Annotated in this window: 12 protein-coding genes; 10 read left to right on the plus strand and 2 right to left on the minus strand. The window is 47.4% G+C overall.

All coding sequences use genetic code 11. The features are described 5' to 3' along the window. Positions 1 to 59 precede the first annotated feature (59 nt). The 4 genes from ccoG to AB4484_RS17455 all read left to right on the plus strand — a co-directional run bounded on the left by ccoG (position 60) and on the right by AB4484_RS17455 (position 4286). On the plus strand, positions 60 to 1478 hold the full coding sequence (gene ccoG, locus AB4484_RS17440) for a cytochrome c oxidase accessory protein CcoG (RefSeq protein ID WP_065584151.1): 1419 nt from the start codon (positions 60 to 62) through the stop codon (positions 1476 to 1478). 73 nt (positions 1479 to 1551) lie between these two features. Continuing rightward, positions 1552 to 2538 (plus strand): serine/threonine protein kinase, encoded by a 987-nt coding sequence (locus AB4484_RS17445; protein WP_372079549.1) that lies wholly within the window; start codon positions 1552 to 1554, stop codon positions 2536 to 2538. A gap of 55 nt (positions 2539 to 2593) precedes the next feature. Beyond that, positions 2594 to 3193, plus strand: a complete 600-nt coding sequence (locus tag AB4484_RS17450) for a thiol:disulfide interchange protein DsbA/DsbL (RefSeq protein ID WP_048610871.1) — start codon at positions 2594 to 2596, stop codon at positions 3191 to 3193. 139 nt (positions 3194 to 3332) lie between these two features. Next, positions 3333 to 4286: a DUF2860 domain-containing protein gene (locus AB4484_RS17455; RefSeq protein ID WP_372079507.1), complete on the plus strand. Its 954-nt coding sequence runs from the start codon at positions 3333 to 3335 to the stop codon at positions 4284 to 4286. Between the two features lie 76 nt (positions 4287 to 4362). Here AB4484_RS17455 and AB4484_RS17460 read toward each other — a convergent pair whose 3' ends face one another. Then, positions 4363 to 5886, minus strand: a complete 1524-nt coding sequence (locus AB4484_RS17460) for a YifB family Mg chelatase-like AAA ATPase (protein WP_372079510.1) — start codon at positions 5884 to 5886, stop codon at positions 4363 to 4365. A 472-nt stretch (positions 5887 to 6358) separates the two neighbouring features. Here AB4484_RS17460 and ilvG point away from each other — a divergent pair, with 472 nt between their 5' ends. Genes ilvG through ilvA form a run of 5 tightly spaced genes read left to right on the plus strand, consistent with a single transcriptional unit; the run spans position 6359 to position 12694 of the window. Further along, positions 6359 to 8005 carry an acetolactate synthase 2 catalytic subunit gene (gene ilvG, locus AB4484_RS17465; protein ID WP_048611222.1) on the plus strand — a complete coding sequence of 549 codons (1647 nt, stop codon included), beginning with the start codon at positions 6359 to 6361 and terminating at the stop codon, positions 8003 to 8005. 1 nt (position 8006) lies between these two features. After that, positions 8007 to 8291, plus strand: a complete 285-nt coding sequence (gene ilvM / locus AB4484_RS17470) for an acetolactate synthase 2 small subunit (protein ID WP_017055442.1) — start codon at positions 8007 to 8009, stop codon at positions 8289 to 8291. A 12-nt stretch (positions 8292 to 8303) separates the two neighbouring features. Next, positions 8304 to 9272 carry a branched-chain amino acid transaminase gene (locus tag AB4484_RS17475; RefSeq protein ID WP_050622187.1) on the plus strand — a complete coding sequence of 323 codons (969 nt, stop codon included), beginning with the start codon at positions 8304 to 8306 and terminating at the stop codon, positions 9270 to 9272. 33 nt (positions 9273 to 9305) lie between these two features. Next, positions 9306 to 11147 (plus strand): dihydroxy-acid dehydratase, encoded by a 1842-nt coding sequence (gene ilvD, locus AB4484_RS17480; RefSeq protein ID WP_372079514.1) that lies wholly within the window; start codon positions 9306 to 9308, stop codon positions 11145 to 11147. A gap of 2 nt (positions 11148 to 11149) precedes the next feature. Beyond that, positions 11150 to 12694: a threonine ammonia-lyase, biosynthetic gene (gene ilvA / locus AB4484_RS17485; protein ID WP_048610859.1), complete on the plus strand. Its 1545-nt coding sequence runs from the start codon at positions 11150 to 11152 to the stop codon at positions 12692 to 12694. A 100-nt stretch (positions 12695 to 12794) separates the two neighbouring features. On the opposite strand, the gene punR is transcribed toward ilvA, so the two are convergent. Next, complete coding sequence (gene punR, locus AB4484_RS17490) at positions 12795 to 13709, minus strand: DNA-binding transcriptional activator PunR (RefSeq protein WP_017067697.1); 915 nt, start codon at positions 13707 to 13709, stop codon at positions 12795 to 12797. Positions 13710 to 13872: 163 nt separating this feature from the next. Here punR and punC point away from each other — a divergent pair, with 163 nt between their 5' ends. After that, entirely contained in the window at positions 13873 to 15084 is a 1212-nt protein-coding gene (gene punC / locus AB4484_RS17495) for a purine nucleoside transporter PunC (RefSeq protein WP_017063021.1), read from the plus strand. Positions 15085 to 15129 lie beyond the last annotated feature (45 nt).

Raw genomic sequence — 15129 nt, forward strand, 5'->3', positions numbered from 1 at the left:
TCAAGTAATGTCGTCATGCCCGACTTAACCGGGCAAACAAGCCACAAAAAGGATAGTCCATGAGTCAGGATAAAATCGATATCAAAGATGTGACTCCTAAAACCTTTAACCCGAAAACACATAAAGGTAATGGAGATCGATTTAACCCAAGTAACCGAATCTATGTTCGAGAAAGCAAAGGTAAATTCCAACAACTGCGTCGTTATGGCGGTTGGTTCTTACTTTTACTTTTTGCGCTTATCCCATGGATTCCATTTGGTGAACGCCAAGCTATCTTGCTCGATATCGGCAGCCAACAGTTCAACTTCTTTGGCACCACCTTATACCCGCAAGATCTGACCCTACTCGCGATCCTATTTATGATTGCCGCGTTTGGCTTATTCTTCATAACCACCTTCTTAGGCCGTGTCTGGTGTGGCTATTTATGCCCACAAACCGTCTGGACCTTCATGTACATCTGGTTCGAAGAGAAACTGGAAGGTGCTGCCAATAAGCGAAGAAAACAAGACTCGGGTAAACTGACGAGCAATTTAATCCTCAGAAAAACCCTCAAACACATTGCGTGGTGGGCGATTGCGATTGCGACGGGCTTAACCTTTGTTGGTTACTTCATCCCAATCAAAGAGTTAGTGGTTGGCTTCTTTACCTTTAACTCGTCTTTCTGGCCAGTGTTTTGGGTACTGTTCTTTGCTGGGTGTACTTATGCCAATGCGGGTTGGATGCGTTCAATTGTTTGTCTGCACATGTGCCCTTACGCCCGTTTCCAGTCGGCTATGTTCGATAAAGACACCTTCATTGTTGGTTACAACACAGAGCGTGGTGAGAGCCGTGGCCCTCGCTCTCGTAAAGCCGATCCAAAAGAGCTTGGTCTAGGCGACTGTATTGACTGTAACCTGTGTGTTCAAGTGTGCCCAACGGGGATTGATATCCGTGACGGCCTGCAATATGAATGTATCAACTGTGGTGCGTGTATTGATGCTTGTGACAACACCATGGAGCGTATGGGCTACGAGAAAGGCCTGATTAACTACACCACCGAGCACAGGCTTGAAGGTCACTCGACCAAGGTAATGCGTCCTAAACTATTGGGCTATGGCGCCATCTTGATCGTGATGCTGGGCTTGTTCTTCGCCCAAATCGCGAGCGTTGATCCTGCCGGCCTAAGTGTTCTGCGTGACCGAAACCAGCTGTTCAGAGTCAATAACCAAGGGTTAGTTGAAAACACCTACACCTTGAAAGTGATCAACAAGACTCAACAAGAGCAAGAGTACAAACTCGATGTTAGCGGACTGCCCGATTCTATCTGGTATGGCAAACAGACGATTACTGTCGATCCAGGCGAGGTTTTGAACCTACCTATCAGTTTAGGCGCCGACCCAGAAAAACTGAGCTCACCAGTTTCGACAATTCAGTTTATACTCTCGGATAATGAAGAGTTTACGATGGAAGTCGAAAGCCGCTTTATCAAGAAGCTCTGATACCCGCACCTTAGTGCTTGGTATAACACCCCAATAAATGGAAAAAGGCTCAGTAATGAGCCTTTTTTATTCTATGACGATGCAAGCCTTTAACTTTGATAACCTGACTCCTGATTTCATGTGGTACGCACTGGAGAGCATCGGGGTTCGCGCCGAATCCGGGCTTCTCGCTCTCAACAGTTACGAAAACCGTGTTTATCAGTTCACCGATGAAGACCGTAAGCGCTACGTCGTTAAGTTTTATCGTCCGCAACGCTGGAACAAAGCACAGATCCAAGAAGAGCATGACTTCGCACTCGAGCTTATCGAACAAGAGATGCCAGTTGCGCCTCCAATGCGAATCAACGGTGCAACCTTACATGAATACCAAGGCTACCTATTTGCACTATTTGAAAGTGTTGGCGGCAGACAGTATGAAGTGGATAACCTAGACCAACTGGAAGGTGTTGGACGTTTTCTTGGACGTATTCACAAAGCCAGCGCGGGAAGAACATTCCAACATCGCCCGACCATCAGCTTAGATGAATACCTTTATCAGCCACGTAAGATTCTAGAGAACTCTCAGTTTATCCCGACGCACCTTGAAAATGCGTTCTTCAATGACGTCGACCTTCTGATCAAAGAGCTAGAGAGCCATTGGCCGAGCAACATTGAGAATATCCGCCTGCATGGTGACTGCCACCCTGGCAATATCTTGTGGCGCGATGGGCCAATGTTCGTCGACCTTGATGACGCACGTAACGGCCCTGCGATACAAGATCTGTGGATGCTGCTTAATGGCGAACGCCAAGATAAGCTGATGCAACTGGATATTTTGCTCGAGAGTTACCAAGAATTTTGCGATTTTAATACCGCACAACTGAAACTAATCGAACCACTACGCGGTCTACGTATGGTGCATTACATGGCATGGTTGGCGAAACGATGGCACGATCCTGCGTTTCCTCTGGCCTTCCCGTGGTTTAATGATCCGAAATATTGGGAGCAACAAGTACTTGCTTGTAAAGAGCAAATTGCTACCCTGCAAGAGCCACCACTTTCGTTAATGCCTCAGTGGTAACAGCAATCGCAACATACAACTAGATAAAAATTCAAACATAATGGAGATTGGATAAATGAAAAAGCTATTCGCATTTTTCTCATTGATCATGTTGAGCCTTTCAGCTCACGCTGCGAAATTTAACGAAGGTGAACACTACAAAGTTCTCGACCTAGAAGCATCCAAAAAACCAATGGTGACAGAGTTCTTCTCTTTTTACTGCCCACACTGTAATAGCTTTGAGCCAATCATCCAGCAGCTAAAACAACAGCTACCTAAAGACGCTAAGCTACAGAAGAACCATGTTTCATTCATGGGTGGCAACATGGGTCTGCCAATGAGCAAAGCTTATGCGACCATGATTGCACTGAAAGTTGAAGACAAAATGGTGCCAGTGATGTTTAACCGCATCCACACAATGAACAAGCCACCACGTGATGAAGAAGAACTGCGTCAAATCTTCCTAGACGAAGGCGTTGATGCGAAGAAATTCGATGCTGCGTATAACGGCTTTGCCGTAGATTCTATGGTTCGTCGCTTCGACAAAGCATTCAAAGACAGCGGCCTTTCAGGTGTACCCGCAGTTGTGGTTAACAACCGCTACCTAGTAGAAGCTCAAGGTATCAACTCTCTTGATGAGTACTTCGAGCTGGTGAACTTCTTGTTGAAGAAGTAAGCCATTGATGAAAGGAAGCTTCGGCTTCCTTTTTTTTGCTAGTTCAAAAATCATCATTGATAAATAATCAGCCAGAAAACGCAGTGCTTTACTGATATTAATAACCCGTCCTAAGAATCGGTGGGCAAGGAGCCCTTAAATGAAAATAAAAATAACTCTCTTGGCATTGAGCGTTGCGGCTTCTCCCGCTTTTGCCAAGCTTGCAGACCAACAAGGTTTCAGTGGTGAAATCTCTATCAATACCGGGGTTGCCTCTTCCACCTCGAACTTTAATACCGATGCTGATAGCAATATTACATCCATAGATCAGAAGGCTTCTTCAGAAAGCTCGTTTCTTGTCGCCCCTTTAGGCAGTGTTGCCTATACCTTTGGTGAGAAGCTAAATCACCAGGTTTACACGGGTACCGCTCGTGATGACGTAGCTACGGGTACTGTAGTGCTAGAGGTTGGTTACAAATACCAGCTTGAGTCTGGGATGGTGATCGACGCTTCACTGCTGCCAACCATTATGTCGGGTGAAACTTGGGCTGATCCGTACAACACCACATCAGCTCGCACGAAGACCGATGAAACTGGCAATGCGTTTCGTTTGAAGCTAAGCAACATTGCGGGGTCAGCTTTCTCGCTAGATATGGCTTACGCGACCAAAGATGTGGAAAGCGATTTAGTTGAAGACGCACTAAAACGCGACGCCGATACCTTCTACCTGAAAGGTCAGTACCGCCAGCCAATTAGCCGCACCATGATGCTGGTACCGTCTTTGATTTATCAATCAAGTGATGCAGAGGGCGATGCGGCATCGTACGAACAGTTCGGTGGTGAAGTCAGCTTGTTTGGTGGCATGGGCCGCCATCAATACGCACTAACGGCGGGTTACAATCAACGATCTTACGATGCAAGCAGCATAACTTTCCAAAAGAAACGCAGCGACGACAACATCAATCTATTCGCCGCCTACGAGTATGACCAATTCATGGATTGGGAAAACTGGTCGTTTGTTTCACTGGCAGGCTACGGCACGAGCGATTCCAACATCACTTTCTACGACGAGTCTCAATACATTGTTTCAGTTGGCTTGAACTACAAGTTCTAAACTCAGCGAATATCAACGACTATCCAATCAAAGCCTGCACACAAGCAGGCTTTTTGTTTAGTACAACACAACCTGACTAAACAGCTTGTGCAGTGAGTTGCTTCAACAGTCTATCCATCGCGCGGTAACCGAGCGCTTCTGATAAATGCTTCTTCTCTATCTGTTCATTACCGTCCAAATCAGCAATGGTGCGTGCGACCTTGATGATTCGGTGATAGGCACGAATCGACAGCCCCAATCGATGGAGTGCTGTTTCCAGAAACTCCGCATCTTCACGTCGCAGTGGGCAATACTTCTCAATTTCTCGACTGCCAAGCAGTGCATTCGATTTATGGTTTCTAGATAACATGGTTTGACGAGCCTGTTTAACCCTCTGCTTAACTACTTGAGTGGTTTCACCGCGGTCACCGCCCTCAGCGAGCATACCTTTGGGAAGCAATGGGATCTCTAACGACATATCGAATCTATCCAGCAAGGGGCCAGATAAACGGTTGAGATAACGCAGGATTATCTGTGGGTTAGCCCTCGCTTGATTACCCTCATAGTAGCCCGTTGGGCTTGGGTTGAGTGCACCGACCAACTGAAAGCGCGCAGGGAAACGAGTTTTGCCCGCAGCACGGGAGATAATAATCTCGCCCGACTCTAGTGGCTCTCGCAAAGAATCAAGCACCTTACGCTCAAACTCTGGCATTTCATCCAGAAACAGTAAGCCATTGTGGGCCAAGGAGATCTCTCCGGGGCGAGGCACTGAGCCTCCTCCCACCAATGCCGCCATTGAACTGGAATGGTGAGGGGATCGAAAAGGTCGTTGCTTCCAGTTGTACTGATTGATCTCTTGCTGCGTTAACGAAGCAACCGATGCAGTTTCCATCGCCTCGTCATCACTCATTTCAGGTAACAAATCACGCAGACGAGACGCCAACATAGTCTTGCCAGTTCCAGGAGGACCAAGGAACAATAAGTTGTGATTCCCAGCAGCAGCGATCTCCAGAGCTCGCTTGCCTTGTTGTTGGCCGATAATATCTTGTAGGTCGCGAAGCTCTGAAACATCAGCCTGATGATGTTCCGTTCTATATAGGCCAAGCTGAGCCTGTCCACACATGTCAGCGCAAACCTCCAACAAGGTTTGTGCAGATTTATGCGCTCCCTTGCCCACCAGCGCAGCCTGATCACCGTTATGGTGCGGGACAACTAAACATCGTTCAACGCTATCGGCGGCTAACGTCGCTGGCAACACACCCTTTACCGAGCGCAACTCTCCTGACAACGCCAACTCACCGATGAATTCATGCTGAGCTATTTTTGATGTCGGAAGCTGATCCGATGCCACTAAAATTCCAAGCGCGATGGGCAAGTCGAAACGGCCTCCCTCTTTGGGCAAATCGGCAGGTGCGAGGTTGACCGTGATTCTTTTCGATGGAAACTCAAAGCGAGAATTGATGATCGCGCTTCTCACTCGATCTTTAGATTCCTTGACCGTTGTTTCAGGTAGACCCACCAGCGTAAAGCCAGGCATTCCGTTGCTTATATGCACCTCAACGGTCACTTCTGGCGCCTCTACACCCACACTAGCTCGACTATGAATTATCGCGAGTCCCATAACTTTCCTTTGTCTTTGATTTAAAAGTATTCGCTCTGGATATTCGTTGCTCACCAAAGCTATAAGGTTGTTATATAGCTTGGTGGAATGGTGTTTTAATGTGAAAAAAGAATGACATTTTCCTTGTCATGCGGCAGATTTGTGTGATAACACTAGAGATGTAGACTTTTACTGAAGACAATAAACGAGAAAACTCGAATATTATGATTTTTAACGCTCGCATTTACGCACTGATTAACCTGATTATCGTAGTCATTATTAAGACTGCGCGGGGGCGAGTGGGAAGAAAGTAACCACGAATTAGAAAAAACCCCCGCACTGACAAGTCCGGGGGTTTTTTCTAATTTAAACATTCGATTTTTATATTTTTGAGCATTTTCGGCTTTGCCGATTTACAGGAAGAATGGGAGCACAAGATGTGCAGAGACAAAGGAAACAGTTACCAAAATAAAGGTAATACGGGAGAATTCCGATGAAAGGCGCAGAACTAGTCGTATCCGCACTCAAGCAACAAGGAATTGAGACCGTATTTGGTTACCCAGGTGGTGCCATCATGCCAATCTACGATGCACTCTATGACGGCGGGGTTGAACATATCCTATGTCGCCATGAGCAAGGCGCTGCTATGGCCGCAATCGGCATGGCTCGTGCAACACAAGATGTCGCTGTTTGCATGGCAACGTCTGGCCCAGGTGCTACCAACCTAGTCACTGGTCTTGCTGATGCCTTTATGGACTCTATCCCAATGGTTGCAATCACAGGTCAGGTTGCAAGTTCCCACATTGGTACCGATGCATTCCAAGAAATGGATGTGATTGGTATGTCTCTGTCATGTACTAAACACAGCTACCTAGTAACTGATATTGAAGATCTTGCTCCAACCCTCGCTGAAGCGTTTGTGGTAGCAAAATCTGGCCGTCCAGGCCCGGTTATCGTCGATATCGCTAAAGATGTTCAACTAGCAGAAGCACCTGTTAACGCTCTTCCTGAATTTACTCCACCTGCAATTCCTGTTGCGACAACTGATGCCATTGAACAGGCTCAGTACTTTTTGTCTCAAGCGACCCGTCCTGTTTTATACGTAGGTGGTGGGGTTCAACTTGCTAAAGCAACCGATGCGGTTCGTGAGTTTTTACGCCTTAACCCAATGCCAGCAGTAAGCACACTGAAAGGCTTGGGGACTATCGAACGTGATGACCCACACTACCTTGGTATGCTGGGTATGCACGGCACCAAAGCCGCTAACCTTGTGGTTCAAGAGAGTGACCTACTGATTGTTGTTGGTGCTCGTTTTGATGACCGAGTAACAGGCAAACTCGATACCTTCGCGCCACATGCTAAGGTTATCCATATCGATATCGATGCAGCCGAGTTTAGCAAACTGCGTCTTGCCAATGCGCCAATTCGCGGTGACATCAACAAGATCATGCCTCAACTAGAGCTAAGCCAAGACATCTCCTCTTGGGTTCATCACTCTGAAGGTCTTCGTAGCTCATTCAAATGGCGTTACGACCACCCTGGCGATCTTATCTTTGCTCCACTGCTATTAAAGCAACTATCAGACATGATGCCAGCAAGCTCTATGATTTCGACCGATGTGGGCCAACACCAAATGTGGGCAGCTCAGCACATTCAGCCGCGCGATCCACAGAACTTCATTACCTCTGCCGGTTTAGGCACCATGGGCTTTGGCTTGCCAGCTGCAATGGGTGCATCGGTTGGACGTCCTGATGACCAATCTATACTTATCTCTGGTGACGGCTCGTTCATGATGAACATTCAAGAGCTTGGTACATTGAAGCGTCGTCAGATCCCAGTGAAGATGGTACTGCTTAATAACTCTCGTTTGGGCATGGTTCGCCAATGGCAATCGCTGTTCTTTGATGGCCGCCACAGTGAAACTATCTTGGATGACAACCCAGATTTCGTGATGCTCGCGAAAGCGTTCGATATCCCGGGCAAAACCATCACTCGTAAAGAGGAAGTAGAACCCGCATTGAAAGAGATGCTAGAGAGCAAAACCGCTTACCTACTTCATGTTCTTATCGATGAAGAAGAAAACGTATGGCCACTAGTACCGCCAGGTGCTTCAAACAGTGAGATGTTGGAGAACACATAACATGAAAAGATACCTATTAGACATCAAAGCCGATGATAAGCCTGTACTACTAGAGCGTGTTCTTCGTGTTATCCGCCACCGTGGTTTCATTGTTAAGCAAGTTGCGGGCACTCAAAACCACGAAAGCAAAGTGGCGAGTGTTGAGATCATCGTAGACAGCGACCGTCCGATCTCATTCTTGGTAAACCAAATCGAAAAGCTGTGGGATGTGCGTACCGTTGACGTTATCTCGATCAGCCGTAATGAACTGCCAAACAACAACTTACAACAAAAGATAAACGCATAAGGAACCGCAAACATGACAGCTAAAACAGCAGACTATATTTGGTTTAACGGTGAGATGGTTCCTTGGGCAGAGGCGAACGTTCACGTCCTGACTCACGCAATGCACTACGGTACTTCGGTGTTTGAAGGTGTTCGTTGCTACAACACACCAAAAGGGCCGGTTATCTTCCGTCACCCTGAGCACGCTAAGCGCCTAAAAGATTCAGCAAAAATCTACCGCTTCCCTATTCCTTACACAGAGGAAGAAATTATGGAAGCGACTCGCGAAACGCTACGCCAAAATAAGCTAGAGTCAGCGTACATCCGCCCTCTAGGTTTCGTAGGTAACGTTGGTTTGGGTGTCTGCCCGCCAGAAAATACCGAGATGGAACTGATCATCGCAGCTTTCCCTTGGGGTTCTTACCTAGGCGAAGAAGCGCTAGAAAATGGCGTTGATGCGATGATTTCTAGCTGGAACCGTGCTGCGCCAAACACGATCCCAACCGCAGCAAAAGCCGGTGGTAACTACCTATCTTCACTATTAGTTGGTGGTGAAGCTCGTCGTCATGGTTACGATGAAGGCATCGCACTGAGTGTTGATGGTTACCTTTCTGAAGGTGCAGGTGAGAATATCTTTGTGGTACGCAATGGCGTGCTATCAACGCCACCAGCGACCAGCGCAATTCTGCCGGGTATCACTCGTGATTCGATCATGACACTAGCAAAAGACATGGGTTATGAGATCCGTGAAGAGAACATTGCTCGTGAAGCGCTATACCTTGCCGATGAAGTCTTCATGACAGGCACAGCGGCCGAGATCGTTCCGGTTCGCAGCGTAGACAAAATTACAGTAGGTGAAGGCAAACGCGGTCCTATCACTGAAAAAGTTCAAGCGGCTTACTTTGGTCTATTCAATGGCACCACTGAAGATAAGTGGGGCTGGTTAGACTACGTTTATCCAGCAGACCAAACTTCAGAAAACCAAACGCAAACAGCTAAGTAAGCAACAGCCAAATATTTTATAAGGATTTAAGCAATGCCAATCTATCGTTCAGCAACGACTACCCACGGACGCAACATGGCTGGTGCGCGCGCTTTATGGCGTGCAACTGGCGTTAAAGATGATGACTTCGGTAAGCCAATCATCGCGGTTGTAAACTCTTTCACTCAATTCGTACCAGGCCACGTTCACCTTAAAGACATGGGTCAACTGGTTGCGGGTGAAATCGAGAAAGCGGGCGGTATCGCTAAAGAGTTCAACACCATCGCTGTTGATGATGGTATCGCAATGGGTCACGGCGGCATGCTGTACTCACTGCCATCACGTGAGCTTATCGCAGACTCAGTAGAATACATGGTCAATGCACACTGTGCAGATGCGATGGTATGTATCTCTAACTGTGACAAAATCACTCCGGGAATGATGATGGCAGCAATGCGTCTTAACATCCCAGTGATCTTTGTATCTGGCGGTCCAATGGAAGCGGGTAAAACCAAGCTTTCAGATCAAATCATCAAGCTAGACCTTGTTGACGCGATGATTCAGGGTGCTGATCCAACCATTTCTGATGAGCAAAGTGAGCAAGTAGAGCGTTCTGCATGTCCAACATGTGGCTCTTGTTCAGGCATGTTCACAGCCAACTCAATGAACTGTCTAACAGAAGCGCTTGGCCTATCTCAGCCAGGTAACGGTTCTATGCTAGCCACCCACGCAGACCGTGAAGAGCTGTTCATCAATGCTGGTAAACGCATCGTTGACCTAACTAAGCGTTACTACGAGCAAGACGACGAATCAGCACTGCCACGCAACATTGCTAACCGCGCAGCCTTTGATAATGCAATGGCGCTAGATATCGCGATGGGCGGTTCAAGTAACACAGTACTTCACCTTTTAGCGGCAGCTCAAGAAGGTGAGATTGATTTTGATATGGGTGATATCGACGAGATGTCTCGCCGAGTTCCACACCTATGTAAGGTTGCACCTTCAACACCTAAATACCACATGGAAGACGTTCACCGCGCTGGTGGCGTAATGGCTATCCTAGGTGAGCTTGATCGTGCTGGCCTACTGAACAACCAGACTCGCACCGTGCTTGGTCTAAGCATGCAAGAGCAACTAGCTCAATACGACATCATGCAGACAGAAGACGAAGCCGTGCTTAAGTTCTTCCGCGCTGGCCCTGCTGGTATCCGTACCACCAAAGCTTTCTCACAAGATTGTCGTTGGGATCGCCTTGATGATGACCGCGTCGATGGTTGTATTCGTACCAAAGAGAACGCATTTAGCCAAGAAGGTGGCCTAGCGGTACTTTCAGGTAACATCGCGGTTGATGGTTGTATCGTTAAGACCGCGGGTGTTGATGAAGAAAACCTTAAGTTCAAGGGCCCTGCAATCGTATTCGAAAGCCAAGACACAGCAGTAGACGGCATCTTAGCGGGTAAAGTAAAAGCAGGCGAAGTGGTTGTTATCCGTTACGAAGGCCCTAAAGGTGGTCCGGGCATGCAAGAAATGCTCTACCCAACCACTTACCTAAAATCTATGGGTCTAGGTAAGTCTTGTGCTCTTCTAACTGACGGACGTTTCTCTGGTGGTACATCAGGTCTGTCTATCGGTCACGCTTCTCCAGAAGCTGCAAGTGGTGGTGTGATTGGTCTAGTGAACACGGGCGATATCATCACTATCGACATCCCTAGCCGCTCAATCACACTTGATGTGCCTGAAGCAGAGCTTGAAGCACGTCGAGTTAAACAAGATGCACTAGGCTGGAAACCAGAAAACCGTCAGCGTGAAGTGTCTTTCGCACTGAAGGCTTACGCAAGCATGGCGACAAGTGCCGACAAAGGCGCAGTACGTGATAAGTCTAAACTTGAGGGCTAACTATGAGTGATGACACCTCCAGTCCCCAGAAACAAACTGGCGCAGATTATCTGCGTCAGATCCTGAGAGCGCCGGTTTACGAAGCGGCAATCGTGACACCTCTGCAGGATATGCCACGTTTAAGCGCGCGCATTGGTAATCAGGTTCAGCTTAAGCGAGAAGACCGTCAACCAGTGCACTCGTTCAAGCTACGTGGTGCCTACAACATGGTATCAAGCCTTTCTGAGCAGCAAAAAGCCGCAGGTGTGATTGCTGCATCGGCGGGTAACCATGCTCAAGGCATGGCGCTGTCTGGCTCTAAGTTGGGAATTCAGACTACGATTGTGATGCCAAAAACCACACCAGACATCAAGGTTGATGCGGTACGTGGCTTTGGCGGAAACGTGGTTCTGCACGGCAGCAACTTTGATGAAGCCAAGGCAGAAGCGGAACGTCTTTCTGCTGAACATGGCTTTACCTTTGTGCCTCCTTTCGATCACCCACTGGTGATTGCAGGGCAAGGTACGATGGGCATGGAGATGCTGCAGCAAAACGGTCACATGGATTATATCTTTGTGCCGGTTGGTGGCGGCGGCTTAGCTGCGGGTGTTGCTGTATTAGTAAAACAGCTGATGCCAGAGATTAAAGTCATTGCAGTAGAACCAGAAGATTCGTCGTGCTTGAAGGCGGCTCTCGATGCTGGTGAACCTGTGGTACTGGATCAGGTCAGCATGTTTGCTGATGGTGTGGCGGTTAAACGCATTGGTGAAGAGACATTCCGTCTTTGCCAACAGTACATTGATGGTCACATAGCAGTCTCTAGTGATGAGATCTGCTCTGCGGTGAAAGACATCTTTGAAGACACTCGTGCGATTGCTGAACCTTCAGGAGCGCTTGCTCTGGCTGGCTTGAAGAAGTTTGCTGAACAGAACCAACTGCAAGACAAGCAATTGGCAACGGTACTGTCTGGTGCTAACACCAACTTCCACGGTCTGCGTTATGTCTCTGAACGTTGTGAGCTGGGTGAGAAGCGAGAAGGTCTACTTGCTGTGACGATTCCAGAGCGACAAGGGGCATTCCTAGAGTTCTGTAATATCATTGGTGGTCGAGCGGTAACGGAGTTTAACTACCGCCACAACGACGAAAGCCTAGCGAATATCTTCGTTGGTGTACGTCTACAAGGTGGCCAAGAAGAACTCGAACACATCATCAATGACCTACGTGAAGGCGGTTACCCAGTTGTCGATCTCTCTGATGATGAGATGGCAAAACTGCACATTCGCTACATGATTGGCGGTAAACCATCGAAACCTCTGAAAGAACGTCTATACAGCTTTGAGTTCCCAGAATACCCAGGTGCATTGATTAAATTCCTTGATACCTTAGGTACCCACTGGAATATCAGCCTGTTCAATTATCGTAACCACGGTGCCGACTACGGTCGTGTATTGTGTGGCTTTGAGCTTGATGACGATGATTTGGCTCAGTTCTCGACACATCTACGAGAACTTGGCTATCAGTGTAAAGATGAAACCGATAACCCTTCCTACAAGTTCTTCTTGTCTTAAGAGTTAACGACCGAATCAAAAAAGAGCGAGTATTTACTCGCTCTTTTTATTAGTGCTGATTCAGCTTAAGCTTGAAAAGGATCTTCTTGTAAACAGATCATTAGATCGCCTTGCGATGATCCAACCAATCTTGGTGAAGTTGCTCACTCGATCCTAGGTACTTCACCATCCATTCGATCAGTTTATGGTTATCGTCTTTTCGCCAGACCAAACAACAATGACTCTGCGGGCTCGGTTCAGGCAGTATTTTTTCCACCAGCAAGCCTTGCTCGATAATTGGCGCGGCAATGTGCCTCGGCATATAACCCACCCCGACTCCATTCTTAAGACATTCAATTGCGCTATACCAATTAGGTAACAACAGGCGTCTTTGACTTGAGTAGTGGCCTGTGTGTCGCTTAGGGAGCACGCTAGAGGTATCGTCCAAACATATCGCGGGATACTGGCTAACAAACTCTTCATTGAGGTTTTGCTCTCGCACACACGGGTGACTTGGCGACATCACAAACGCCCAATCTAGGCGTCCCATATCTTTAACCTCAAAGTCGCCACCGACCGGAATAGCTGAGGTTGCACCAATCACAATATCCGCTCTGCCCTGTGCAATCGCCTCCCAAGAGCCATTAAATACCTCCATGTTGATCTGAAGCTCAGCAAACTCAAAGGTTTGGTAGAACTCTTCAATCATCGGCTTCATCTTGTCGAGCTTAACCACGTTATCGAGCGTTAGGCGCAAGGTTTTCTTCCAGCCACGCGCTGCTCGGCGAGTCTGGGCACTGACCTCTTCCATCTGTCTCAGTAACGCACGAGCCTCTTCAATGAACAATTCACCTGCAGGTGTCAGCTCTACTTTTCTTGGTAAACGTCTGAAAAGTAGAACATCCAGTTCTTGCTCAACCTGCCTAACACCATAGCTGATCGCCGATGGTACTTTGTGCAATTGTTCTGCCGCCGCAGTAAAACTGCCTAAGCGAGCAACCGTATCGAGCATTTCTAAAGAGGATTTAGAGAACATAAGCCTTCAAATTTTTTGATTGATAACCACATATTTTAGCGTTTTATTTTATCAGGTCTGAAAAATAGAATGTCAGCATAAATAAACAGGGGCTTTCACTTCTGTATATCAAACAATTTTTTTGATGATAAAAACATCACTACCTTTAGCTTAATGGCATCTTATGAATATTTCTAAATTTCAATTGGTCTACCTTGCAGTTCTTTCAATGCTTGGCTTTATTGCGACCGATATGTACCTTCCTGCATTTAAGGCAATGGAAGTTGATTTCGCAACCGGCCCAGAGCAAATTGCTTTGTCTTTAACGGTATTCCTTGGCGGTATGGCAATGGGTCAGCTTCTTTGGGGTCTGGCGAGTGACAAGTATGGTCACCGCAATACGCTGGCAGTTGGTCTTGTTATCTTTACTGCAGCTTCATTCGGCTTAGCATTCAGCACCGAGGTATGGCACCTACTGACACTACGCTTCATTCAAGCGATCGGCGTATGTGCTCCAGCGGTAATCTGGCAAGCAATGGTTATCAAGCGTTACTCGCAAAGCAGTAGCCAGCAAATTTTTGCAACCATCATGCCTTTGGTTGCGCTATCTCCTGCACTAGCACCTCAGCTAGGTGTGTTACTGGCGGATAGCTTTGGTTGGCACAGCATCTTCATCACATTAACCTTGATGGGTGCACTGCTAGTGGCGACAACAATGGCTCAACCAAAAGAAGCGCCTGAAGTAAAACAGACATCGATTAAGACAGACATCAAGATGTTGCTTAAATCAAAGCCTTACATGGGTAATGTTTTAATGTTTGCATCAGCATCTGCCGCGTTCTTCGCTTACCTAACGGGTATGCCAGAGATCATGGCTCAGCTAGGTTATGAAGCAAAAGACATCGGTTTGAGCTTTATCCCACAAACAATCGCGTTCATGGCGGGTGGTTACTTCGGTAAGCAAGCAGTGAAGAAATATGGCGATGGTGTTGTACTAAGAAATCTTATCGGTTTGTTCAGTGTAGCAGCGATGCTTATCTTTATTGCATCACAATGGGAATTGACGTCAATCTGGCCTCTACTTGCGCCTTTCTGTTTGATTGCTGTCGCAAACGGCGCACTTTACCCAATCGTAGTAAACCGTGCCCTATCAAGCGCTAAACAGAGCCCTGCGACAGCTGCTGGTCTACAAAACAGCCTGCAAATCAGTATCAGTGGCCTATCAAGTGCATTGGTCGCAGCAATGGCTAGCCAAGCACTAAGCGCAACGGGTATCGCAGTTGTGATTTGCTTGGGTGCATTGTGGGTTGGCTATATAGTTTCGAACAAAGAGCTTTCTGAACACTTCGCGACACCAGATAACTCTCGAGTGGTCGCTGACGAGAAACAAGACTAGTTTCTAAGTTAACGAAAACAAAAAAGAGCGAGTAATCTCGCTCTT

This window comes from Vibrio sp. 10N.261.46.A3 (genome assembly GCF_041472995.1).
Taxonomy (GTDB): Bacteria; Pseudomonadota; Gammaproteobacteria; order Enterobacterales; family Vibrionaceae; genus Vibrio; species Vibrio coralliirubri.